This is a genomic window from Nocardioides sp. Z50_6 (assembly GCF_058215755.1).
On sequence record NZ_JBZAJB010000004.1, the window covers coordinates 196546 to 218355 of the forward strand.

20 protein-coding genes and 3 tRNA genes are annotated in these 21810 nt (G+C 73.1%); 14 read left to right on the forward strand and 9 right to left on the reverse strand.

Going from position 1 to position 21810, the window contains the following annotated elements; translation table 11 throughout:
* The first annotated feature begins 70 nt into the window (after nt 1-70).
* The 3 genes from AC4BGE_RS11830 to AC4BGE_RS11840 are packed head-to-tail and all read left to right on the forward strand — an operon-like array spanning nt 71 to nt 4307.
* Nucleotides 71-1048 (forward strand): peptidoglycan-binding domain-containing protein, encoded by a 978-nt coding sequence (locus tag AC4BGE_RS11830; protein ID WP_490575396.1) that lies wholly within the window; start codon nt 71-73, stop codon nt 1046-1048.
* Between the two features lie 29 nt (nt 1049-1077).
* Nucleotides 1078-3363 (forward strand): phosphoribosylformylglycinamidine synthase subunit PurL, encoded by a 2286-nt coding sequence (gene purL, locus AC4BGE_RS11835; protein ID WP_490575397.1) that lies wholly within the window; start codon nt 1078-1080, stop codon nt 3361-3363.
* Nucleotides 3364-3374: 11 nt separating this feature from the next.
* On the forward strand, nt 3375-4307 hold the full coding sequence (locus tag AC4BGE_RS11840) for a 2-hydroxyacid dehydrogenase (RefSeq protein ID WP_490575398.1): 933 nt from the start codon (nt 3375-3377) through the stop codon (nt 4305-4307).
* Nucleotides 4308-4322: 15 nt separating this feature from the next.
* Here the strand turns inward: AC4BGE_RS11840 and AC4BGE_RS11845 are convergent, their stop codons facing one another.
* Entirely contained in the window at nt 4323-4583 is a 261-nt protein-coding gene (locus AC4BGE_RS11845; RefSeq protein ID WP_490570684.1) for a hypothetical protein, read from the reverse strand.
* 55 nt (nt 4584-4638) lie between these two features.
* On the opposite strand from AC4BGE_RS11845, the gene AC4BGE_RS11850 reads away from it, so the two are divergent.
* Genes AC4BGE_RS11850 through AC4BGE_RS11865 form a run of 4 tightly spaced genes read left to right on the forward strand, consistent with a single transcriptional unit; the run spans nt 4639 to nt 7627 of the window.
* Nucleotides 4639-5046 carry a hypothetical protein gene (locus AC4BGE_RS11850; protein ID WP_490570683.1) on the forward strand — a complete coding sequence of 136 codons (408 nt, stop codon included), beginning with the start codon at nt 4639-4641 and terminating at the stop codon, nt 5044-5046.
* Between the two features lie 48 nt (nt 5047-5094).
* The gene (locus tag AC4BGE_RS11855) at nt 5095-5451 is read left to right on the forward strand and encodes a sterol carrier family protein (RefSeq protein ID WP_490570682.1); all 357 of its coding nucleotides are present in this window, start codon (nt 5095-5097) and stop codon (nt 5449-5451) included.
* 3 nt (nt 5452-5454) lie between these two features.
* Entirely contained in the window at nt 5455-6264 is an 810-nt protein-coding gene (locus tag AC4BGE_RS11860) for a GNAT family N-acetyltransferase (protein ID WP_490575399.1), read from the forward strand.
* Nucleotides 6265-6280: 16 nt separating this feature from the next.
* Nucleotides 6281-7627 carry a dipeptidase gene (locus AC4BGE_RS11865; RefSeq protein ID WP_490570680.1) on the forward strand — a complete coding sequence of 449 codons (1347 nt, stop codon included), beginning with the start codon at nt 6281-6283 and terminating at the stop codon, nt 7625-7627.
* Between the two features lie 12 nt (nt 7628-7639).
* On the opposite strand, the gene AC4BGE_RS11870 is transcribed toward AC4BGE_RS11865, so the two are convergent.
* A complete protein-coding gene (locus tag AC4BGE_RS11870) occupies nt 7640-9388 on the reverse strand; it encodes a sensor histidine kinase (RefSeq protein WP_490570679.1) in 1749 nt (582 codons plus the stop codon).
* A gap of 208 nt (nt 9389-9596) precedes the next feature.
* Between AC4BGE_RS11870 and purF the strand changes: the two genes are divergently transcribed.
* The 3 genes from purF to AC4BGE_RS11885 all read left to right on the forward strand — a co-directional run bounded on the left by purF (nt 9597) and on the right by AC4BGE_RS11885 (nt 12719).
* Nucleotides 9597-11183, forward strand: a complete 1587-nt coding sequence (purF, locus tag AC4BGE_RS11875) for an amidophosphoribosyltransferase (RefSeq protein ID WP_490575400.1) — start codon at nt 9597-9599, stop codon at nt 11181-11183.
* 46 nt (nt 11184-11229) lie between these two features.
* Complete coding sequence (gene purM / locus AC4BGE_RS11880; RefSeq protein ID WP_490575401.1) at nt 11230-12333, forward strand: phosphoribosylformylglycinamidine cyclo-ligase; 1104 nt, start codon at nt 11230-11232, stop codon at nt 12331-12333.
* A gap of 185 nt (nt 12334-12518) precedes the next feature.
* Complete coding sequence (locus tag AC4BGE_RS11885) at nt 12519-12719, forward strand: DUF3073 domain-containing protein (protein ID WP_490575402.1); 201 nt, start codon at nt 12519-12521, stop codon at nt 12717-12719.
* Between the two features lie 84 nt (nt 12720-12803).
* On the opposite strand, the gene AC4BGE_RS11890 is transcribed toward AC4BGE_RS11885, so the two are convergent.
* The 3 genes from AC4BGE_RS11890 to AC4BGE_RS11900 all read right to left on the reverse strand — a co-directional run bounded on the left by AC4BGE_RS11890 (nt 12804) and on the right by AC4BGE_RS11900 (nt 15650).
* Entirely contained in the window at nt 12804-13931 is a 1128-nt protein-coding gene (locus tag AC4BGE_RS11890) for a Glu/Leu/Phe/Val dehydrogenase dimerization domain-containing protein (RefSeq protein ID WP_490575403.1), read from the reverse strand.
* 101 nt (nt 13932-14032) lie between these two features.
* A complete protein-coding gene (locus AC4BGE_RS11895) occupies nt 14033-15484 on the reverse strand; it encodes a hypothetical protein (protein ID WP_490575404.1) in 1452 nt (483 codons plus the stop codon).
* A 92-nt stretch (nt 15485-15576) separates the two neighbouring features.
* Nucleotides 15577-15650 (reverse strand) — tRNA-Phe (locus AC4BGE_RS11900).
* A gap of 103 nt (nt 15651-15753) precedes the next feature.
* Here AC4BGE_RS11900 and AC4BGE_RS11905 point away from each other — a divergent pair.
* The 3 genes from AC4BGE_RS11905 to AC4BGE_RS11915 all read left to right on the forward strand — a co-directional run bounded on the left by AC4BGE_RS11905 (nt 15754) and on the right by AC4BGE_RS11915 (nt 16404).
* Nucleotides 15754-15826, forward strand: a tRNA-Glu gene (locus AC4BGE_RS11905).
* Between the two features lie 95 nt (nt 15827-15921).
* Nucleotides 15922-15998, forward strand: a tRNA-Asp gene (locus AC4BGE_RS11910).
* A 58-nt stretch (nt 15999-16056) separates the two neighbouring features.
* Entirely contained in the window at nt 16057-16404 is a 348-nt protein-coding gene (locus tag AC4BGE_RS11915; protein ID WP_490575405.1) for a metallopeptidase family protein, read from the forward strand.
* Nucleotides 16405-16458: 54 nt separating this feature from the next.
* On the opposite strand, the gene AC4BGE_RS11920 is transcribed toward AC4BGE_RS11915, so the two are convergent.
* Nucleotides 16459-17406, reverse strand: a complete 948-nt coding sequence (locus AC4BGE_RS11920) for an ATP-binding protein (protein ID WP_490575406.1) — start codon at nt 17404-17406, stop codon at nt 16459-16461.
* 259 nt (nt 17407-17665) lie between these two features.
* Here AC4BGE_RS11920 and AC4BGE_RS11925 point away from each other — a divergent pair, with 259 nt between their 5' ends.
* Nucleotides 17666-19180, forward strand: coding sequence for an NAD(P)/FAD-dependent oxidoreductase (locus tag AC4BGE_RS11925; protein WP_490575407.1), 1515 nt, complete (start codon nt 17666-17668; stop codon nt 19178-19180).
* A gap of 6 nt (nt 19181-19186) precedes the next feature.
* Here the strand turns inward: AC4BGE_RS11925 and AC4BGE_RS11930 are convergent, their stop codons facing one another.
* Genes AC4BGE_RS11930 through AC4BGE_RS11940 form a run of 3 tightly spaced genes read right to left on the reverse strand, consistent with a single transcriptional unit; the run spans nt 19187 to nt 21810 of the window.
* A complete protein-coding gene (locus tag AC4BGE_RS11930; protein ID WP_490570670.1) occupies nt 19187-19852 on the reverse strand; it encodes a PaaI family thioesterase in 666 nt (221 codons plus the stop codon).
* Between the two features lie 19 nt (nt 19853-19871).
* Nucleotides 19872-21107: an ATP-binding protein gene (locus AC4BGE_RS11935; protein ID WP_490575408.1), complete on the reverse strand. Its 1236-nt coding sequence runs from the start codon at nt 21105-21107 to the stop codon at nt 19872-19874.
* Nucleotides 21100-21810: a response regulator gene (locus tag AC4BGE_RS11940; RefSeq protein ID WP_490575409.1), complete on the reverse strand. Its 711-nt coding sequence runs from the start codon at nt 21808-21810 to the stop codon at nt 21100-21102. The genes AC4BGE_RS11935 and AC4BGE_RS11940 overlap by 8 nt, the downstream gene beginning before the upstream one ends.

Below are 21810 nucleotides of genomic sequence, written 5' to 3' on the forward strand. Positions count from 1 at the left end.
GCAGGAGGGTCGGCGCCGCAGCCGGCGGTCCTCGGGGGCGGACCCGGTCCGGAGCTGGTGAGGGGGGACCATGGAGCGGCTCACGACGGCCTGCCCGCACTGCGGTGGCCCCGAGCAGCTGGCGCCCACGTGCGCCACCTGCGGCGCGCTCCTGTGGTTCCAGACCCCGGTGCCCGACGAGGCCGACGACACCGCAGACCGGGTCTACCCGGGTCTCTCGGACGTCACCGAGCAGGTGCCGGCCAGTGAGGGCGCCCCGGTCGCTGGGCTCGGCAGCGGCGGCAGCAGTGGGAACGGAGGCTCCGTCGGGCCGGCACGTCGCGGGCTGAGGATCCTCGGCGCCGTCTGCGTGACGGCGGTGGTGCTGGCCCTGCTGGTCGGCGGCTGGCACTTCCTCGTCGGGGAGCCGGCGTCCCGGGTGGTCGAGCCCGGCGCGGGGCTGCCCGCCGCGCCACCCGAGTCCGCGTCCGAGGAGTCGCCGCTCGAGTCGGAGAAGCCGGAGTCGGAGAAGCCCGAGTCCGAGCAGCAGGACGGCGGGCCCGCGGAGGATCTCGTCCCGGCGGAGTGCACCGGTGAGTACGTGCTGGTGACGCCGGCTGCGACCTCCGTGCCCCGCAGCTGCGAGGCGCTAGCGGCGGCGCTGGCGGAGGCCTCGGCGACGAGTGGCGCGGTCGCCGCCTACGAGGGGCCCTTCCGGAGCTCCCGGGCGGCGTGCCGCCGGCGCGACGAGATCGGCGGCAGCGACGTGCACGTGCGCCAGCTGGCTCCCGACGCGGGTCCGCGCCTGGCCTGCGCCTGCCTGATCTCCCCCCGCAAGCTCCCCGACCTGGGGCCGTTGGGCGTCGAGGGGGCGGGGGTGGGCCGCGGCGTCGCCGTCTCCGACGTCCAGGTGCTGCTCAGCGGGGTGGGACTCGAGGTGAGCGTCGACGGGTCCTTCGGCCCGGAGACCGAGGCGCTGGTCCGCGACGTCCAGCGCGACGCGGGGCTGCCCGTGACCGGTCGGGTCGACCGGGACACCTGGAAGGTGCTTCTGGGCACGTGCGGGTGACCCCGCCCGGGTCGCCTACGCTGAGGCCCGTGGCCGCTGCATTCGAGAACCTCGACACCGTTTCCGTCGCCGCACAGGACCCCGAGCGGTCCCAGCCGTGGTCCGATCTCGGGCTGAAGGCCGACGAGTACGCGCGCATCCGCGAGATCCTCGGCCGGCGTCCGACCAGCAGCGAGCTGGCGATGTACTCGGTGATGTGGAGCGAGCACTGCTCCTACAAGTCCACCAAGGTCCACCTCAAGCAGTTCGGCGAGCTGCCCCAGGAGACCACCGCGGGCAAGATGCTGGCGGGCATCGGCGAGAACGCGGGCGTCATCGACATCGGCCAGGGCTACGCGGTCACCTTCAAGGTGGAGAGCCACAACCACCCCTCGTTCGTGGAGCCCTACCAGGGCGCAGCCACCGGGATCGGCGGCATCGTCCGCGACATCCTGGCGATGGGTGCCCGCCCGGTCGCGGTGATGGACCCGCTGCGCTTCGGCCCCCTCGACGCCGACGACACCCACCGGGTGCTCCCCGGGATCGTGGCCGGCGTCGGCGGCTACGGCAACTGCCTGGGGCTGCCCAACATCGGCGGCGAGGCGGTCTTCGACCCCACCTACCTCGGCAACCCGCTGGTCAACGCTCTCTGCGTCGGCGTGCTGCGCCACGAGGACCTGCACCTGGCCAACGCCTCGGGCGTCGGCAACCAGGTCATCCTCTACGGCGCCCGCACCGGCGGCGACGGCATCGGCGGGGTCAGCGTGCTGGCCAGCGAGACCTTCGACGCCAACGACGACGGCAGCTCCGGCCCCGCCAAGCGGCCCAGCGTCCAGGTGGGCGACCCCTTCATGGAGAAGCTGCTCATCGAGTGCACCCTCGAGCTCTTCGCCGCCGGCGTGGTCGCCGGCATCCAGGACCTCGGCGGCGCCGGGCTCAGCTGCGCCACCTCCGAGCTGGCCAGCGCCGGCGACGGTGGGATGCACGTCCACCTCGACCGGGTCCCGCTCCGCGACTCCTCGCTGGCCCCCGAGGAGATCCTGATGAGCGAGTCGCAGGAGCGGATGATGGCGGTCGTCGAGCCCGCGGACGTGGCGACCTTCCTGGGGATCTGCGCCAAGTGGGACGTCGAGGCGGTCGTGGTCGGCGAGGTCACCGACACCGGACGGCTGGAGATCGACTGGCACGGCGAGCGGGTGGTCGACGTCCCGCCGCGCAGCGTGGCCCACGACGGTCCCACCTACCAGCGCCCCTTCGCGCGTCCGTCCTGGCAGGACGCCCTCCAGGCCGACGGTGCCGAGGCCCTGCCGCGGCCGGCCGGCGGCGAGGAGCTGCGCGAGACCCTGCTGCGCATGGTGGCCAGCCCCAACCTCTGCGACAAGTCGTGGATCACCGACCAGTACGACCGCTACGTGCGCGGCAACACGGTGCTCGCCCAGCCGTCGGACAGCGGGATGATCCGCATCGACCCCGACACCAACCTCGGTGTCGCGGTCTCCACCGACTGCAACGGCCGCTTTGCCAAGCTCGACCCCTACACCGGCGCGCAGCTGGCGCTCGCCGAGAGCTACCGCAACGTCGCCACCGGCGGGGCCCGCCCGGCCGCGGTGTCGGACTGCCTCAACTTCGGCAGCCCCGAGGACCCCGACGTGATGTGGCAGTTCGCCGAGGCCTGCCGCGGCCTCAAGGACGGCTGCCTCGAGCTGGGGATCCCGGTCACCGGCGGCAACGTGAGCCTCTACAACCAGACCGGCGAGACCGCCATCCTGCCGACCCCGGTGGTGGCGGTGCTCGGTGTGGTCGACGACGTCACCAAGCGGGTGCCGAGCCACTTCACCGCCGAGGACGAGCAGGTCTTCCTGCTCGGCGAGACGCGCGAGGAGCTCTCCGGCTCCGAGTGGGCCCACGTCGTGCACGGCCACCTCGGTGGCATCCCGCCGCGCGTCGACCTGGCGGCCGAGCGCGCGCTGGCGGCGCTGCTCGCCGAGGCGGTCGGGAGCGGCGTGCTGAGCAGCGCGCACGACCTCTCCGACGGGGGCCTGGCCCAGGCGCTGGCCGAGGCGACGTTCGGCCGAGGCATCGGCGCGCAGGTCTCGCTGGGCGAGGTCGGCGACCCCTTCGTGGCCCTGTTCTCCGAGTCCGCGGCCCGGGTGCTGGTCACCGCACCCGCCGACCGGGCCGAGGCCCTGCAGGTGCTGGCCGAGCGGCACGGCGTGAGCCTCACCGGGCTGGGGGTCACCGGCGGTGCCGAGCTGACCGTGGACGGCGAGTTCAGCGTGCCCGTCTCGCAGCTGCGCGACGCCTGGGCGGCGACCCTCCCGGCCGTGCTGGGCTGACGGGGCCGGCCATGACCGTCGTCGTCCTCCCCACCCCGGCCCTGCGCGAGGCGGTGGGCGAGGTCGAGGGCGCCGAGGTGGTGGTCTGGGCCGGCGCAGACCCGCCGCCGCGCGCCGACGAGGTCGAGCTGGTGGTGGCGCCGTACGACACGGGTGGGCTCCCGGACCTCTCCGGCCTCCCCGCCCTGCGGGTGGTGCAGGTGCAGTCGGCCGGCTACGACGGGATGGTCGCGCAGCTGCCGTCGCCGGCGCACGGCGAGGGCGTGGTGCTGTGCAACGCCACCGGCGTCCACGACGACGCGACCGCCGAGATGGCGCTCGGGCTCACCCTGGCCAGCCTGCGGGGGATCGGCGACGCGGTGCGCGACCGCGGGCAGTGGCGGGTCCGCGACCTGGGGCGCCGCTCGCTCGCCGACAGCCGGGTGCTGGTGCTGGGCTACGGCTCCATCGGCCGGGCGATCGCGGAGCGCATGCTCGCCTGCAAGGCCGTGGTGACCGCGGTGGCGAGCCGCCCGAGGGCCGACGACCTGCTCGGTGAGGTGCACGGCGTCGCGGAGCTGCCCGGCCTGCTGCCGGACCAGGACGTGGTCGTGGTGGTGCTGCCGCTCACCGACGACACCCGCCGGATGGTCGACGACGGGTTCCTCGCCCGCCTGCCCGACGGTGCGCTGGTGGTCAACGTCGGCCGCGGGCCGCTGCTCGACACCGAGGCCGTGCTGGCCCATGCCGGACGACTCTCCTTCGCCCTCGACGTCACCGACCCGGAGCCGTTGCCGCCCGACCACCCGCTGTGGACGGCCCCCGGGGTGCTGGTCACTCCGCACCTGGCCGGCGGCACCACCGCGATGCTGCCGCGGATGGCGGACCTGGCGCGCGCCCAGATCGAGGCCTACGTCGCCGGGCGCCCGCTTCGCAACGTGGTGCACGACCCCGCCGGGGCCTGACGAGTCACCACCGGGTCACGGGCCGGGCGGCGTCGTCCGCTCGCGGAACCAGGTCGTGGTGCCCGGTGCCATCCCGCGCGACTTCGGCGTCTGCGGTGCCGGCACCACGATGAGGGCCGCCTCCTGCGGCAGCGCCCACTTCAGGGCGTGGTAGACGACCGAGAGGGTCTCGGTGCTCTCGATGGCCAGCAGTCCGGGCGCGATCTCCCTGGCCTCCAGCCAGGGACCGTCGAGGTCCTCGGGCGGCTCCGAGGTCCAGGCGAGGAAGGCGGTCACGACCGCGATCCTGCCAGCCCTTGTCCTCCGCCCGCGCACGACACATCATCGAGACATGGACACCGACCTCGTGATCAAGCTGGTCGTCCTGGCCGTCGTCCTCGGTCTGGTCTGGGTGCTGGCCGACTGGGCCCGCTACCGCGAGCGGGCGCGGCGGGTGGGCCGCTCGCTGCACCTCGTCGACCCGGAGCCGCCCACGCCGGTCAACCCGCCGATCGAGCGGATCGCGGCGGACGCCCAGCGCATCGGCACCGAGATCAAGCAGGCCCCACCGGGCGCGCCCGTCGCCCGGATGCGCGGCTGGCTGGCCGCCTACGACGACGTGCTGGTCACCGCGTGCCGGGTGCTCGAGCTCGAGGAGCGGCTCAGCGAGCTCCCCGCGGGCACCCTGCACGACCTGGAGCGCGAGCGCGTCGAGCGGATGCTGGCGCGGGCGGGCTTCCCGCTCGCGCGGGCGAGCTGACGCGGGCTCCGCGCGCCGCCCCCCGGCCCGACGGCTAGGGTCGACGCCATGCCCGCCCGACTCCGCCGAGCCGACCCCGCAGCCGTGGCGGAGGCGCTGGCCCGTCCCGAGCCGACGGCCGCGGACCTCAAGCTGCTGACCAAGCACTTCATGGCGGTGCTGGCCGAGCGGGAACCCGGCAACTCGGTCGAGGTGCGGGTCCCGCCGTACGCCGCGGTGCAGGTGATCCCCGGCGTCCGGCACACCCGCGGCACCCCGCCCGCGGTGGTCGAGATGGACGCCGCCACCTGGGTCGCGCTGGCCACCGGCAAGCTCCACTGGGCCGACGCCGAGGGAGCGGGCTCGCTGCGGGCCAGCGGGCAGCGGGCCGACCTCACCCCCTACCTGCCCCTCGTGGAGGATTGAGCCATGCCCACCTCGCCCGTGCTCTCGCTGCGCTCCCTCCACCTCCGCACCGAGCTGGCGCTCCTCGAGCGCAGCGGCTCCGAAGTGGAGGACCGTGGCACCCACCTGGTGGTCCGCACCCCTGGCAACCCCGACTTCTACTGGGGCAACTTCCTGGTGCTCCGCGCGCTGCCGCTGCCGGGCGGCGCCCGGGAGGTGATGGGGGCCTGCTTCACCGAGTTCCCCCTGTCGCGGCACCGCTCGATCACCTTCGACCTCACCGAGCCGCTCGGCGACGACCCGGTGCTGGCCGAGTTCGTGGACGCCGGGATGACCGCGAGCACCTCGGTCGCGCTCACCGCGACCGCCCTGGTGCCGCCGGCCCACCCGCACCCCGACGCCGTGCTGCGGCCGCTGGCCGGCGACGACGACTGGGAGCAGCGGGTGGCGCTCGCGCTCGCAGTCACCGAGCTGTCGCGCCGCACCGTGGAGCCCTACGCCCGGGGCCGCGTCGCCGCCGAGCGTGCCCTCGAGCAGCAGGGCCTCGGCCAGCGGTGGGGCGCCTTCCTCGACGACCGGCTGGTCGCCACCGCAGCCCTCTTCAAGGTCACCCACGACCTGGCCCGCTTCCAGGTCGTGGAGACCCACCCCGACTTCCGCCGTCAGGGGCTCGCCGGCAGCCTGGTCCACCGGGTCGGCGAGCACGGGCTCTGTGAGCTGGGCGCGGGTCGGCTGGTGATCGTCGCCGACGCCGACGACGACGCGATCCGGCTCTACCGGTCGCTGGGCTTCGAGGGGACCGAGCAGACCACCGAGCTCGAGCAACTGCCCTGAACGTATCGTGGTGGGCATGACTGCTCAGCTGCGTGACAAGGTCCAGCAGGTCCTCCCCGGCATCCGCCGCGACCTGGAGGACCTGGTCCGGATCCAGTCGGTCAGTGCCGACCCGGAGCGGGCCGGCGAGGTCGAGCGGAGCGCGGAGGCCGTCCGCGCCCTCTTCGAGGCCGAGGGCTGCACCGCCCGGGTCACCCGCTACGGCGACGACGGCGCTCCGGCGGTGATCGCGCACAAGTCCGGGCCCGAGGGCGCGCCGACCGTGCTGCTCTACGCCCACCACGACGTGCAGCCCGAGAACGACCACGCCGACTGGGACTCCCCGCCGTGGGAGCCGACCGAGCGCGACGGCCGCCTCTACGGTCGCGGAGCGGCCGACGACAAGGCCGGCATCGTCGCCCACCTGGCCGCCCTGCGGATCTTCGGCGACGACCTCCCGGTCAACGTCGTCGTCTTCATCGAGGGCGAGGAGGAGGTCGGCTCCGAGACCCTGGTGCCGCTGCTGCGCCAGCACGCCGACGAGCTGGCCGCCGACGTGATCGTGATCGCCGACTCCGGCAACTGGGACATCGGCGTCCCGGCGCTGACCACCAGCCTGCGCGGCCTGGTCCGCGCCACCGTCGAGGTCCGCACCCTGACGCACGCGGTCCACTCCGGCATGTGGGGCGGGTTGGTCCCCGACTCGCTGATGACCCTCTCCCGGCTGATCGCCAGCCTCCACGACGACCAGGGCAACCTGGCCGTCGAGGGCCTCCACTCCGGGCCCGCCGCCGACGTGGACTATCCCGAGGAGCGGCTGCGCGCCGAGTCCGGGGCCGTCCCCGGCCTCGGGTGGATCGGCTCCGGCTCCGCGGTGGAGCGCCTGTGGACCAAGCCGGCGCTGAGCATCACCGGCCTGGACGCTCCCCGGGTCGAGGGCGCCTCCAACACCCTGGTGCCCGCCGCCCGGGCGATGGTCAGCATGCGCATCGCCCCCGGCGACACCACCGCCAACGCGGCGCAGTGCCTGCGTGCCCACCTGGAGCGGCACCTGCCCTGGGGTGCGGAGCTCACCGTCACCGTCGTCGACACCGGCGAGGCGACCCAGATCGACGCCACCGGCCCGGCCTACGACGCGGCCCGCGCCGCCTTCACCGAGGCCTGGGACGGCACGGCCCCGGTCGACATGGGCGTGGGCGGCTCGATCCCCTTCATCGCGGAGTTCCTCGAGACCTTCCCGCAGGCCAGCGTGCTGGTCACCGGCGTCGAGGACCCCGACACCCGGGCGCACGGCGCCAACGAGGGCCTGCACCTGGCCGAGTTCGAGCGAGTGGTGCTGGCCGAGGCGCTGATGCTCGCCAAGCTCGCCGAGCTCGCCGGCTGAGGGTCGCCCGCTTCAGCGGGCCAGCGGCAGGGTGACGGTGAAGGTGGTGCCCTCGCCCAGGGTCGACTCGAAGGTGATCCGGCCGCGGTGCCGCTCGACGATCCGCTGCACGATGGTCAGGCCCAGGCCGGTGCCCGGCTGGGCGACGGCGGTCGGGTTGGTGGAGCGGAAGAACTCCTGGAAGAGCTTCTCCTGGTCCTCGGGGGAGATGCCGAGCCCGGTGTCGGAGACCTTCAGCTCGACGATGCGCCGCTTGGCCTCGAGCGAGACGGTCACGGTGCCGCCCTCGGGGGTGTACTTGGCGGCGTTGCTGATCAGGTTGGCGCAGATCCGGTCCAGGCCCGACTCCTCGGCCAGCGCCAGCACCGGCTCCCGCGGCGCCTCGACGACGACCTTGAGCTCCTTGCGCTCCAGCGTCACCCGGAGCAGGTCGAGCACGTCGTGCACGATGTCGGTGACGTTGACCGGCACCGGCTTGAACTCCACGTGCGGGTCGCCGACCCGGGCGAGCACCAGCAGGTCGTCGATGAGGCGCTGCATCCGCACCGCCCCGCGCTCCATCGAGGAGATGGAGCCACGCACGTTGCCGACCAGCCCCGGTACGGACTCCAGCATCTCCACGTGGCCCAGGATCGAGGTCAGCGGGTTCTTCAGCTCGTGGGCGATCGTGGCGATCAGCCGGCTCTTGTAGCCGTTGAGCTCGCGGAGCTCGTCGATCAGGCGCCGCTCGCGCTCGAAGGTGCGCGCGTTGAGCAGGGCGCGGCCCAGGTCGTGACCGATGTCGAGGGCGGCCTGCTTCTCGATCGGCGACCAGTCCAGCCGGCCGCCGCGCCGGGTCAGCACCAGGTTGCCCAGGCACTCCGGGCCCGCGCCCAGCGGCACGAAGAGCATCGAGGTGACGTCGATGGTCCTCATGAACTCGGTGATGTGCTGCTCCTGCTCCGGCGACATCACCCCCAGCGCGGGGATGACGTCGTTGAGCACCACGACGTCCTGGATCTTCCACAGCATCCGCGCCGACGCGCGGGCGATCTCCTTGAGCTCGTCCTCGAGCCGGATCTCGGCGCCGTTGGAGGCGTAGACCGCGCCGCTGCCCTCGCCGTCCTCGTCGAAGGTCTGGATCCACATGCCGAAGGAGTTGAAGGCGGTGGTCAGGGCGGGCTGGGAGACCTCGATGATCCGGTCCATGGAGAGCTCCGAGCTCACCTCCCGCACGATCATCCGGGCCGCGTCGGCCAGCCGCACCTGCTCGGCGAGCTCGGCGCGCTCGAAGGCGGTCAGGACGGCGCGGCGGGTCTGCTCGGCGTAGCGGCGCAGCTCCTCGCGCTTCTCGGGGCCGGGACGGCGGCGGTCGAGCGGCAGGTCGACGGAGAGCAGGCCGCGCAGGACGCCCTCGTCGTCGTAGATGGGCGCCATCAGCAGGTCGAGGGGGTGCCACATGTCCGGGTCCTTGGGGATCTCCAGGTCCGGCACCCAGCCGAGCGTCTCGATGTCGAGGCTCATCCGCTCCTGCGGGACGAAGCGCAGCGCACCCCACTCCTCCGAGGTCGCCAGCTCGAGCTCGATCTCGTCGATCGGGGTGCGGTGGCCGAGCAGCTGCTCGCGTGCCTCGATGCTGCCCGCGACGGCCACCATCTCCAGGGTCCGGTCCTCGCGCGCCACGCTGATGGCGGCGACCTCGAAGCCGACCACCTCGGTGACGCCGACGGCGATGTTGTGCAGGGCGTCGACGAACACGGCCTCAGCGTGTGTCTCGCTCATGCGGATGGTTCTCCCGGTCTCAACGCCGCAGTACGGCTCTTGCGATAATGCCCTACTGAATAGTAAGGGCGCTTCCCGAGAGCGGGCGGCCGATTACGAACATTGACGCCGCCGCCGCACGTGTGCCCATCGGAACGGGTTCTCAACCCCGTGATCGCGATATTCGGCTGTGTCATGCGACACCCGCGTTCCGCCGTACACTGGACCCGTGGCCCAGTCCAGCAGCACGCGCAAGGGTGGGGACGGTCGTCTCTCCCAGGCCCTCGACCCCCAGGAGCTGGGCCCCCAGGACGCGTGCGGCGTCTTCGGCGTCTGGGCCCCCGGTGAGGACGTCGCCAAGCTCACCTACTTCGGCATCTACGCCCTGCAGCACCGCGGCCAGGAGTCGGCCGGCATCGCGGTGAGCAACGGTCGCCAGATCCTCGTCTACAAGGACATGGGGCTGGTCTCCCAGGTCTTCGACGAGTCGACGCTGGAGTCCCTGCGCGGCCACCTGGCCATCGGCCACGCGCGCTACTCCACCACCGGCGCCAGCACCTGGCACAACGCGCAGCCGACCTTCCACCCCACGGAGAGCGGCTCGATCGCGCTGGCCCACAACGGCAACCTGATCAACACCGCCGAGCTCGCCGAGATGGTCACCGCCGGCGAGCTCGAGGGGCTCCTCGACGTGCGGGTCCCGGTCTCGACCAACGACACCAGCGTGGTCACCGCCCTGTTGGCGCACCACCCCGACTCCACCGTCGAGGAGCGGGCGATGGAGCTGCTGCCCCAGGTCAAGGGCGCCTTCTCCTTCGTCTGGATGGACGAGCACACCCTCTACGCCGCCCGCGACCCCCAGGGGGTGCGGCCGCTGGTGCTGGGCCGGCTGGAGCGCGGCTGGGTGGTCGCCTCGGAGACCGCCGCCCTCGACATCGTGGGCGCCTCCTTCATCCGCGAGGTCGAGCCGGGCGAGCTGATCGCCGTCGACGAGGGTGGGCTGCGCACCCGCAGGTTCGCCGAGGCCGCCCCCAAGCACTGCCTCTTCGAGTTCGTCTACCTGGCGCGTCCCGACACCCTGATGAACGACCAGCGGGTGCACAGCGTGCGGGTCGACATCGGCCGGCGGCTGGCCCGGGAGTTCCCGGCCGAGGCCGACCTGGTGATGCCGGTGCCCGAGTCGGGCACCCCGGCCGCCATCGGGTACGCCGAGGAGTCCGGCATCCCGTACGGCGTCGGCCTGGTCAAGAACTCCTACGTCGGGCGCACGTTCATCCAGCCCTCGCAGACCATCCGCCAGCTCGGCATCCGCCTCAAGCTCAACCCGCTGCGCGACGTCATCGAGGGCAAGCGCCTGGTCGTCGTCGACGACTCCATCGTCCGCGGCAACACCCAGCGGGCCCTGATCCGGATGCTGCGGGAGGCGGGCGCCCGGGAGGTCCACGTGCGGATCTCCTCCCCGCCGGTGAAGTGGCCCTGCTTCTACGGGATCGACTTCGCCAGCCGCGCCGAGCTGATCGCCAACGGGTTGACCACCGAGGAGATCCAGCGCTCCATCGACGCCGACTCCCTGGGCTTCATCGGCCTCGACACGCTCGTCGAGGCCACCACGGTGCCCAAGGACGACCTGTGCCGGGCGTGCTTCGACGGTCACTACCCGATCGCGCTGCCCGACCCGACGCTGCGCGGCAAGGGCGTGCTGGAGAAGACGGGGGACGCCTGCGGCGGCTTCGCGGTCGCCGGCCCGACCGACGTCGACGGCCTCGCCGCGTCGCTGAGCGGCGCCGGCGCGGCCGACGCCCTGCGCCGCCCGTGACACCGAGCCCCCTCCTCAGCCCAGCCCCGTCCGCCAGGAGTACGCCGTGACCGACGCCCAGCCCACCCCCGGGCAGAACGCCTACGCCGCCGCCGGCGTCTCCATCGAGGCGGCCGACCGGGCGATCGACCTGATGAAGACCTGGGTGGAGAAGGCCCGACGACCCGAGATGATCGGCGGGCTGGGTGGCTTCGCCGGGCTCTTCGACGCCTCGGCGCTGACCCGCTACACCCGGCCGCTGCTGGCCACCTCCACCGACGGGGTCGGCACCAAGGTGGCGATCGCGCAGGCCATGGACGTCCACGACACCATCGGCTACGACCTGGTCGGGATGGTCGTCGACGACCTGGTCGTCTGCGGCGCCGAGCCGCTCTTCATGACCGACTACATCGCGACCGGCCGGGTGGTGCCGGAGCGGATCGCGGCGATCGTCAAGGGCATCGCCGAGGCGTGCGTGGAGGCCGGCTGCGCGCTGATCGGCGGCGAGACGGCCGAGCACCCCGGGCTGCTGGCCCCCGACGAGTACGACGTGGCGGGGGCGACCACCGGCGTGGTGGAGGCGGACCGGCTGCTCGGCCCGGGCCGGGTCCGGCCGGGCGACGTGGTGGTCGCCATCGAGGCCTCCGGGCTCCACTCCAACGGCTACTCGCTGGTGCGCCACGTGCTGCTCGGCGACCCCGCCGACGGCGGTGCCCGCTGGGCGCTGGACCGGGAGGTCCCCGAGCTGGGGGGCACCCTGGGCGAGGAGCTGCTCACCCCGACCCGGATCTATGCCAAGGCCTGCCTCGAACTGGCCGACGTCACCCGCACCCACGCGATGTCCCACGTGACGGGCGGTGGGCTCGCGGCCAACCTGGAGCGGGTGCTGCCCGAGGAGCTGGCCGCCCGGGTCGACCGGTCGACGTGGACGCCCCAGCCGGTCTTCGACCTGGTCCGCCGGGTCGGCGGGATCTCCCAGCCCGACCTGGAGGCGACGCTCAACTGCGGGGTCGGGATGATCGCGCTGGTGCACCCCGACGACGTGGACACCGCCGTGGCGACCCTCGGCCGGCACGGGATGCGCGCCTGGGTCGCCGGCGACGTCCGGGACGCCCAGGGCAGCGGCGAGGCGGGGCGCGTCCTGATGGAGGGGCAGCACCCGGGCTGGTGAGAAGGCGCTCGCGGATTGCGCTGCGAGCGAACGCCGCGGTCTCCGAGCGCCCAAACGCCGGGCCGGGTGTGCGAGAACGCCCCACCACCGGGTAGCGTGATCCCCACGAGTATCCAGTCAAGAGACCGGGCGCCGCGGCCTATGGGCCAAGAGCCCCGGCCAAGCGTGCGAGGGGGTCGGACCCTATGGGGCGCGGCCGAGCGAAGGCCAAGCAGACGAAGGTCGCCCGCGACCTGAAGTACCGTACTCACGAGACGGACTTCGGGGCGCTGGCCAAGGAGCTGCATGGCGAACCGGACAGCAGTACTACCGCCACCGCGGACGACGCGGAGGTGGACTATCTCGACGACTGGTCCGACTACGCGGATCCGCCGCGGCGCGACTGAGGCCGCCGCGGCCACCGCGGCCACCGGGTTCTCCCTGATCCGCCGGTCACGGCAGGTCTGAGGACCGGCTCTCAGGACGGACTCTCAGGGCAGGTGGATGCCGCGCAGGCGGCCGACGTCGCGCATGCGCCGTTCGGCCAGCCGGTCCGCGGCGACCGCCGGCGGCACGCCGTCGCGCGCGGCCAGCTCGAAGACCGAGCGGGTGGTGTCGAAGATGCCGGCTGCGCGCTGCTCGGCGCGTTCGAAGGAGAACCCCTCGAGCTCGTCGGCGACCTGGATCACGCCGCCGGAGTTGACGCAGTAGTCGGGGGCGTAGAGGATCCCGCGCTCCTGGAGCGTCTTCTCCACCCCCGGGTGGGCGAGCTGGTTGTTGGCGGCGCCGCAGACCACGCGCGCGCTCAGCGCCTCGACCACCGTGTCGTCGAGCGCGCCGCCGAGCGCGCACGGGGCGTAGACGTCGAGCTCCTCGACGACCAGGGCCTCGGTCGAGGCCACCACCCGCACGGTCGGGTGCTCCTGGCGGATCCGGTCGATCGCCGGGGCCCACACGTCGGTCACCACGACGTCGGCCCCGTCCTCGAGCAGGTGGGCCACGAGGTGGCGCCCGACCTTGCCCACCCCGGCGACGCCGACCGTACGGCCGGCCAGCGAGGTCGAGCCCCACACGTGCTCGGCGCTGGCCCGCATGCCCTGGAAGACGCCGTAGGCGGTGAGCACCGAGGAGTCGCCGGCGCCGCCGTGGGCGACGGTGCGGCCGGTGACGAAGTCGCACTCCCGGGCGATGTGGTCCATGTCCTCGGAGGTGGTGCCCACGTCGCAGGCGGTGAGGTAGCGGCCGTGCAGCGACTGCACGAAGCGGCCGTAGGCTCGCAGCAGCGCCTCGGACTTGTCGGTGCGGGGGTCGCCGATGATCACGGCCTTGCCGCCGCCGAGGTCGAGGCCGGCCAGCGCGTTCTTGTAGGACATCCCCCGGGAGAGGGCCAGCACGTCGCGGACCGCGTCGTCGGTCGAGGCGTAGGGGTGGAAGCGGGTGCCGCCCAGGCCCGGGCCCAGCGCGGTGGAGTGGAGGGCGATCACCGCGCGCAGCCCGGAGGCCGGGTCGTGGCAGAAGACCACCTGCTCGTGCGAGCCCTCGGCGAAGACGTCGACGCCGCCGGGCGCGGACGTCCCCGGCGTGGTGGGGGAGTCGGGGCTGATCGAGGGACTGGTCACGGGAGATCCCGCTTCCTCCGGCAGGGCCGGTTCGTCGCGGCCACATCGGTGGTGTGGCGCTGGGTGGTCGGCCACGGGGTGTGTGGCCTGCCTCACGAAGCCTAGTGCGGCTCCGCCGCGGGGTCACACGGGGTGCTCCCCGCGCCGGTCTGCGCCATCAGGACCACGTCGCCGTGCGTGCCGTAGCCGAGCAGCTGGCCGCCCGCCCCCCGGCCGTTGAAGGTCACCATCCGCCAGCCCTGCCCGCCGGGCAGCAGGGTGGGCCACGGCAGGTTGGTCGGGTAGGGCGCGTCGAGCTCGCCGACCTCGCGCAGGTCGAGGTCGAAGACGGGGAAGCGGGCCCGGTGCTCGCGCCGGTTGTCGCGGCCGTCGCTGGCCAGCACCCGGACCGGCCCCTCGGCGCCGTCGAGGCGCAGCAGGGTCACCCCCTCGGTGGCCCGCCGACCGGTGGCGGCGGCCCGCAGGGAGAGCCGCTCCAGCGAGGGGCCCGTGGCCAGGCACGGGTGGAAACGGAAGAACCGCCGGGCGCTGGCGAAGCCGACGAGCCAGGTGTCGCCGTCGCGCAGCAGGTGGGGGTCCCACACCCCGACCGAGGTCAGGCCGTCGGTGGGCAGCGGGAGCTCGCGGGTGTCCAGGACGTGCTCGCCGGCGATCACCCCGGCGTCGGTCTCGGCCAGGGTGCAGCGCACCGCCGGGTTCCGCACCCGGTCGAAGTCGCCCCAGGTGCTGGTGGCGACCAGCCACCGGTCGTCGTCGCGGAGCAGGTGGACGGCGTGGTCGCCGTAGACCCCCGGCCGGTCCGGGCGCCGGAAGTAGAGGTCGGCGCTGTGGGTCAGCTGCGAGGAGTCGGGGGCCAGGCGCCACACGCTGGTGTGGGCGGTGTCGAAGAAGCCGGGCCCGGCCGAGGTCGCGGTCAGCAGCCAGTCGCCCCGGTGGCGCACCGGGCTGCCGTCGGCCTCGGTGACCACCCGCACGTCGCGCAGCCCGAGGTGGCCGAACCCGCCGCTCTCCAGGCTGGTGACCAGGGCGCTGTCGGAGCGGTGGCCCAGGTGGATCCCGGCGAGCCAGTCCTCGTCGTGGGTGTCGAGGCGACCGGCGAGGTCGACCCGGCCGCGTGCGTTCCAGCGGCCGTCCTCGCGGCACAGCAGGGTCAGGTGGAGGCCGGTCAGGGTGAGCGCCAGGGCCGAGGGCCGCCCCTGGGCCCGGCCGTGCCGGCGGCTGCGGTGGGTGCTCGAGCGCAGTGCCGTGTCGACGACGTCCAGGCCGACGGCGCCGGTCCCGGGGACGTACCAGCCGCGCAGCCGGGTCTGTCCGGAGCCGAGGGTCAGCTCCACCCGGTCGCGGTCACCGGCCCGACCGGCGCTCCCGGCCGGCGGCCCGGCGGGCCCGGGGCCGGCCGGCTCGCCGAGCTCGGCCACGAGTGCGGCGTACGGCGCCGGACGCGGCGCGGCGAACCACGAGGAGGTGCCGTCCACCGGGAGCGTGGTCGCGGTGGCGGGCGAGACGAGGGCGAAGGGCCGCTGGCGCGCGGCGATCTCCAGGGGCGGCAGCACGCGCACATCATCGCAGCCACCCGGCGCCGGTCCCGGGGCCACCACGGCGAAGCGCCCGGTTCGGGACGTGAACCGGGCGCTTCGCTTGCTTGTGGGCAGGGGCGGGGTCGAACCGCCGACCTTCCACTTTTCAGGCGGACGCTCGTACCAACTGAGCTACCTGCCCAAGCGCAGGGAAGCCTACAACAGTCGGTGGCCGCGGGGGCACACCAGGGGGGCGACATTTGGGTGCGCCACGCGCGGCGCCCTAGGATGGCGTGCGCACGCTGGCCCCCATCGTCTAGCGGCCTAGGACGTCGCCCTTTCACGGCGGTAGCACGGGTTCGAATCCCGTTGGGGGTGCGGTCCAGACCCGGGGCGGCCTCGATTGTGAGTCCCGCCGGGGGATGGGTTAGAGTTTCCCCCGCTCCGCAAGGAGAAAGAAAACTACACAGCTTGGCCCTGTAGCGCAGTTGGTTAGCGCGCCGCCCTGTCACGGCGGAGGTCGCGAGTTCGAGTCTCGTCAGGGTCGCCACCAGATGCCCCGGACCACATGGTCCGGGGCATCTTCTCGTCCCGCGTAGGGTGGTGCCATGCAGGTCTCCCGTGACGTGTTCGACTCGTTGGTGGAGAAGGCCCTCGACGAGATCCCAGCCGAGCTGACCGCGCTGATCGACAACGTGGTGGTGCTGGTCGAGGACGAGCCGCCCCCCGACGACCCCGACCTGCTCGGCTACTACGACGGGGTCTCCCTGACCGAGCGGCCAGCCAACCACTCCGCCGCGCTGCCCGACCGGATCCTGCTCTTCCGCGGTCCGCTGCTGGACATGTGCGTCGACGCCGAGGAGCTCGTCGAGGAGATCCGGATCACCGTGGTCCATGAGGTGGCCCACCACTTCGGCATCGACGACGCGCGGCTGCACGAGCTCGGCTACGCCTGAGCGGCGTGTGGCCCCGCGTGGGCGGCAGGGACGGCCGAGGGTGCGACGCCCGGGTCAGGAGACGTTGCTGTTGGCGGCCGGGGCGTTCTGGGCGGTCCACGGGACCGGCGGCTTGCCGCGGACCTGCTGGATGAACTGGTCGAGCAGCCACTCCTGGAGGTTGCGCTGCTCGGGGGAGCGGGCCAGGGACAGCAGCCGCTGGGCGCGGCAGAACGCGTCGGCGAGGTCGAACATCTCCAGCATGGTGCCGAAGATCTGCGCCGACTCCGGCGAGGCCTGGAAGGTGAGGTCGCCCCGGCGGTCGCCGGTGCGCAGGGCCTGGCCGACCCGGTCGAGCATCTCGGGGGGGAACTGCCGCTCGAAAGTGGAGAACATGTGCGAGAGGTCGCGGGCCAGCGGGTAGTCGGCCTCGTGGGCGAGCGCGAGGAGGCGCAGCTCGCGGCGCAGGTTGTTGTACTGGGTGAGCACGCTCAGGAACAGCTTGAGGTCGACGTCGAGCAGCCGGACGGTGACCGCCCCCGGAGGCTGGCGCCATTCGGTGTCGGGGTCGGCGACGATGTCGATGACGCCTTCGCGCTGACCGGCCTCCTCGAGGTTCGAGGCCGGCTCGAACCAGACGACCTTGCCGTCCCGCTCGATCGAGGCCCCCCACGCCACCGACGACATGGCCACGATCGACAGGCCGCGACCGAAGGTGGTGAGGAACTCGTCGAGGTCGCTGTCACCCGCGTCGTCCATCGAGGGTGCACCCATGACCGGTGGACGCCTGGACCCGTCGAAGACCTCGATGCGGGGATGGTCGCGGGTGCCACGGACCCGGACGCTGATCGGGTCCTGCCCGTGCAGGATCGCGTTGGTCACCAGCTCGGAGACGCCCAGCTCGGCGCAGTCGAGGAGGTCGTCGCGCCCCAGCTCCCTGCACAGCCCCAGCACCCAGCGCCGAGCGTCCGCGACGGCGCTCGGTGCCGGGTCGAGAGGCAACGCATCCTTGTTCAGGGGCAAGTGGTCGGTCCTCGAGTGGCAGACGGTGATGGTGGTGTAGCCCAGCAAGGCGCGCTTACCCGTGTCGCGTGCCGCGCAAACATCGGGGGTGTGAACCCCGTGTTGCAAGTTTCAACATAACGGCTCAGGCGCCCGTCCGCTGTGAGCGAGAAAACTCGTCCCACGTTTCGGTGTGGGCGCTCCCGCGCGGGAGAATGGGTACTTACCCCGTCCTGACGCGTCCAGCCAGGCCCCGCCTCTTCCCCAGGAAGGTCACGCCGTGCCCCCCCACGAGTCCCCCGACCACGCGTCCGCCGAGGACGCGTCCCCCCACCGCCACCGTGTCGTGGTGATCGGCTCCGGGTTCGGCGGGCTCTTCGGGACCAAGGCGCTGCGTCGCTGCGACGTCGAGGTCACCCTGGTCGCCAAGACCACCCACCACCTCTTCCAGCCCCTCCTCTACCAGGTGGCGACCGGCATCCTCTCCGAGGGCGAGATCGCACCGCCGACCCGCGAGGTCCTCTCCAGCCAGCGCAACGCCCAGGTGCTGCTGGGCGAGGTCACCGAGATCGACCTGACCGCCCGCACGGTCACCTCCCAGGTGCTCGGCCGCTCGTCGGTCACCCCCTACGACTCGCTGATCGTGGCCGCCGGCGCCGCCCAGTCCTACTTCGGCAACGACCACTTCGCCGAGCACGCCCCGGGCATGAAGAGCATCGACGACGCCCTCGAGCTCAGGGGCCGCATCTTCGGTGCCTTCGAGCTCGCCGAGCTGGGGGCCAAGCGGGGCGAGTCGGTCGACCACCTGCTCAACTTCGTGGTGGTCGGTGCAGGCCCGACCGGTGTGGAGATGGCCGGCCAGATCGCCGAGCTGGCCCATCGCACGCTGCGCAAGGACTTCCGCTCGATCAACACCCGGCAGGCCCGGGTGATCCTCGTCGACGCGGCCCCGCAGGTGCTCCCGCCGTTCGGCGCCAAGCTGGGCGACAACGCCCGCCGCGAGCTCGAGGAGCTGGGGGTCGAGGTGATGCTCGGCGCGATGGTGACCGACGTCGACGAGCGCGGGCTGGTGCTGAAGTACAAGGACGGTCGCACCCACCGGATCGACGCGGTCACCAAGATCTGGGCCGCGGGGGTGCAGGCCTCGCCCCTCGGCAAGCAGCTCTCGGAGCAGACCGGCGCCGGGCTCGACCGGGCCGGCCGGATCAAGGTCAACCCCGACCTGACGCTGCCGGGCCACCCGGAGGTCTTCGTCGTCGGCGACATGATCTCCCTCGACAACCTGCCCGGCGTCGCCCAGGTGGCGATCCAGGGTGCGAAGCACGCGGCCAAGGAGATCGACGGCCGGCTGCGCGGCAAGGCGTCGCAGGGGCCCTTCAAGTACTTCGACAAGGGGTCGATGGCGATCATCAGCCGCTTCAACGCGGTCGCGATGGTCGGCCGGCTCCGGCTGACCGGGGTGACGGCCTGGCTGATGTGGCTCTTCGTCCACCTCTTCTACATCACCGGGTTCAAGAACCGGATCACCGCGCTGCTGCACTGGGCCATCTCGTTCGTGGGCCGCGGTCGCCAGGAGCGGACCACCACCGAGCAGCAGATCTTCGCCCGCACCGCGCTCTCCCGGCTCGACGGTGGGGTGGCCGGGCTGGTCTCCGAGCCGGGCGAGTACGACGCCGCCCGGCGCGACGCCGAGGAGCGACGGCGCAGCGAGCTGGAGGAGCAGGCCCGCGAGGAGGCGCGGCTCACCGACGACGGGCAGCGCGGCACCGCGGCACCCAGCCGGGTTGCGGGCTGAGCGGGGCTACTCGAAGCGGTCGGGCTTCTCGGCGGTGGCGGCGTCGAAGAGGCCACGGGCCCACTTGGGGACGATGAAGACGCCCTCGGCCTCGATCGTGGGACCGTCCTGGTCGCCGATGGTGCCGCGCGCGACGGTCTTGTAGCCGTCACGCTCGGCGATCCACGCCTCGCAGCGCAGCGTGCCGAGCCGGGTGGGCCGCTTGTAGCGGATCGTGAGGCCTCCCGTCATCCCGGGCCGCCCTCCGGCTCCGCAGGCCTCCCCGAGCGCCTGGTCCAGGATCAGGGCGCTGACGCCGCCGTGGACCAGGCCGGGCGGGCCCTCGTAGACGGCCCCGAGCTCGAAGTCGGAGGTGGCGCGGCCCTCGGGGTCGCGGACGAAGTCCAGGGGCGGAGCCACCGGGTTCCGCAGGCCCACCACCGCGTTGCCCCAGGCGCGGGTGCTGCCGTCGCTGCTGTAGTGGACGCCGAACGCGCCGTCCAGCTGGCTGGCGCGCAGCCGCGCGGTGATCGCCTCGATCTCCGCCTGGGCGCGGCGGAGCTCGTCCTCGGCGACGGTGGTGCGCAGGGTGGCGTCGGCCAGCTCCCGCACGCTCTGGGTGAACGGGCCGTAGAGCGCCTCGCGGCGTGCGAGCTCGTCGGGGGAGAGGTCCTCGTGCTGGTAGCCGTGCATGCGCGGAGTCTAGGCGCGCTCAGCCCGCGCTCTTCGGCAACGCGAGGCCGAAGGTGGTCGTGGGGTGGTCGACCAGCGCGAGGTGCCCGCCCAGCGACGAGGCGAGGTCCGCCGCGATCGCCAGGCCCAGGCCACGTCCCTCCGCCTGCGACGACGTCGCGCCGCGGTGGAAGACCGTGTCGTCGATGGTCCGCGGGCCCTCGTCGGAGACCAGCAGCTGGTGAAAGTCGCCCCGGTCGCGCAGGCTCAGCGTGATCCGGCCGCGCCCGTGGGAGCACGCGTTCTCGATGAGCACGTCGAGCACCTGGATCACCGGGCCCGGCACCACCTTGGCCGGGGTGGGGACGGACTCCTCGTGGACGAGGGTGTGGCCGTGCTCCTCCACCTGGCGCTGCCAGCGGTTCGCCACGTCCTCCAGCAGCACGTCGAGGTCCAGCTCGACGGCGTCGCCCAGGCGTCGCCCGCGGGCCAGCTCCAGGATCTCGGTGATCGAGCCGCTGAGCCGGTCGAGCTCGGAGAGGTAGCTGACCAGCTCGTCGGCGACCTGGGGCGGGGTCTCCGGCCACATGGAGAGGTCCTCGAGCTGGAGGCGCAGCGCGGTGATCGGGGTGCGCAGCTGGTGGGAGGCGTTGGCGGCGAACTCACGCTCCCGGGTGACCAGCTCGTCGAGCTGGCTGGAGCCGCGGCGCAGCGCCTCGCCGATCGCCTCCGCCTCGGGGATGCGGTAGTGCGGGAAGTGCACGTCGAAGCGACCGCGCCCCAGGTGCTCGGCAGCCTGGGCGAGCTCCCCGAAGGGCCGGGAGAGGCGCCGGGCCAGGAAGTAGCCGACCGCCCCGGCGACCGAGACCAGACCGAGCCCGATGAGCACCAGCGGCAGCAGCGCCTCCGAGACCCGCTCGTCGACCAGCTCCCCGGACTCCGAGACGGTGACGGTGCCGCCCCCGGCGACGGGCCGGGAGGCCACGATGTCGTCGCCGCTCGGGGCCGGGCCCGCGCGGAGCACCTGGCCCGCCGGGTCGACGTACTCGACGGTGACGCCGGGCTTGCGGTGGGTCTCGAGGAACTCCTCGGTGGTGGGCTCGTCCCGGGCGGAGCGCTCCGAGATGGCCAGGCTGAAGAGCTCGGCGGAGTTCGTGGTGAGGCGGGTCTCCTGGTCACGCACCATGTCGGCCAGCAGGTAGGCACGCGGGATCCCGTAGAGGAGCACCACCGCGACCGCGAGGCCGACGAACCCGGCGATGAGCCGTTCACGCATGCGGGCGGTCCTCGAGCCGGAACCCGACTCCGCGCACCGTGGTGATCTCCACCGGGGCCGAGGCCTCTTCGAGCTTCTGGCGCAGGCGGCCGACGGTGGCGTCCAGCGTCTTGGTGGAGCCGAACCAGTTCGCGTCCCAGACCTCGTTGATCAGCTGCTCGCGCCCCACCACGGCACCGCGGGTCGCGTCGAGCACCGCGAGCACGTCGAACTCCTTGGTGGTGGCCGCGAGCTCGTGGTCGGCGATCCAGATGCGCCGGGCCGCCACGTCGACGCGGAAGCCCGTGGCCGGCGCGGCCGGCTGCGAGGGCGACTCGGCGCGGGCGCCGGAGCCGTGACCGCTGCGACGGAGCAGGGCGCGCGCCCGGGCGAGGAGCTCGGCCAGCCCGAAGGGCTTGGCCAGGTAGTCGTCGGCGCCGACGTCGAGCCCGACCACCCGGTCCAGCTCGCCGTCACGGGCGGTGAGGATGATGATCCCGCCGACGAAGCCCTCCTCGCGGGCACGACGGCAGACGTCGAGCCCGTCGGCGTCGGGGAGACCGAGGTCGAGCAGCAGGAGGTCGATCTCGCCGCTGGCGAGGCGAGGCAGGGCGGGCAGCCCCTCGGCGAGCCGTTCCACCTGGTAGCCCTCGCGCTCGAGGGTGCGGACCAGCGGAGCGGCGATCTTGTCGTCGTCCTCGACGACGAGCACGTGGGTGGGCAT

Bases quoted from the DNA above. Each gene is read 5' to 3' on its own strand.
- AC4BGE_RS11830 (WP_490575396.1), top strand. From the start codon at position 71: ATGGAGCGGCTCACGACGGCCTGCCCGCACTGCGGTGGCCCCGAGCAG.
- AC4BGE_RS11840 (WP_490575398.1), top strand. From the start codon at position 3,375: ATGACCGTCGTCGTCCTCCCCACCCCGGCCCTGCGCGAGGCGGTGGGC.
- AC4BGE_RS11850 (WP_490570683.1), top strand. From the start codon at position 4,639: ATGGACACCGACCTCGTGATCAAGCTGGTCGTCCTGGCCGTCGTCCTC.
- AC4BGE_RS11855 (WP_490570682.1), top strand. From the start codon at position 5,095: ATGCCCGCCCGACTCCGCCGAGCCGACCCCGCAGCCGTGGCGGAGGCG.
- AC4BGE_RS11860 (WP_490575399.1), top strand. From the start codon at position 5,455: ATGCCCACCTCGCCCGTGCTCTCGCTGCGCTCCCTCCACCTCCGCACC.
- AC4BGE_RS11865 (WP_490570680.1), top strand. From the start codon at position 6,281: ATGACTGCTCAGCTGCGTGACAAGGTCCAGCAGGTCCTCCCCGGCATC.
- AC4BGE_RS11870 (WP_490570679.1), bottom strand. From the start codon at position 9,388: ATGAGCGAGACACACGCTGAGGCCGTGTTCGTCGACGCCCTGCACAAC.
- AC4BGE_RS11885 (WP_490575402.1), top strand. From the start codon at position 12,519: ATGGGGCGCGGCCGAGCGAAGGCCAAGCAGACGAAGGTCGCCCGCGAC.
- AC4BGE_RS11915 (WP_490575405.1), top strand. From the start codon at position 16,057: ATGCAGGTCTCCCGTGACGTGTTCGACTCGTTGGTGGAGAAGGCCCTC.
- AC4BGE_RS11930 (WP_490570670.1), bottom strand. From the start codon at position 19,852: ATGCACGGCTACCAGCACGAGGACCTCTCCCCCGACGAGCTCGCACGC.
- AC4BGE_RS11935 (WP_490575408.1), bottom strand. From the start codon at position 21,107: ATGCGTGAACGGCTCATCGCCGGGTTCGTCGGCCTCGCGGTCGCGGTG.
- AC4BGE_RS11940 (WP_490575409.1), bottom strand. From the start codon at position 21,810: ATGCCCACCCACGTGCTCGTCGTCGAGGACGACGACAAGATCGCCGCT.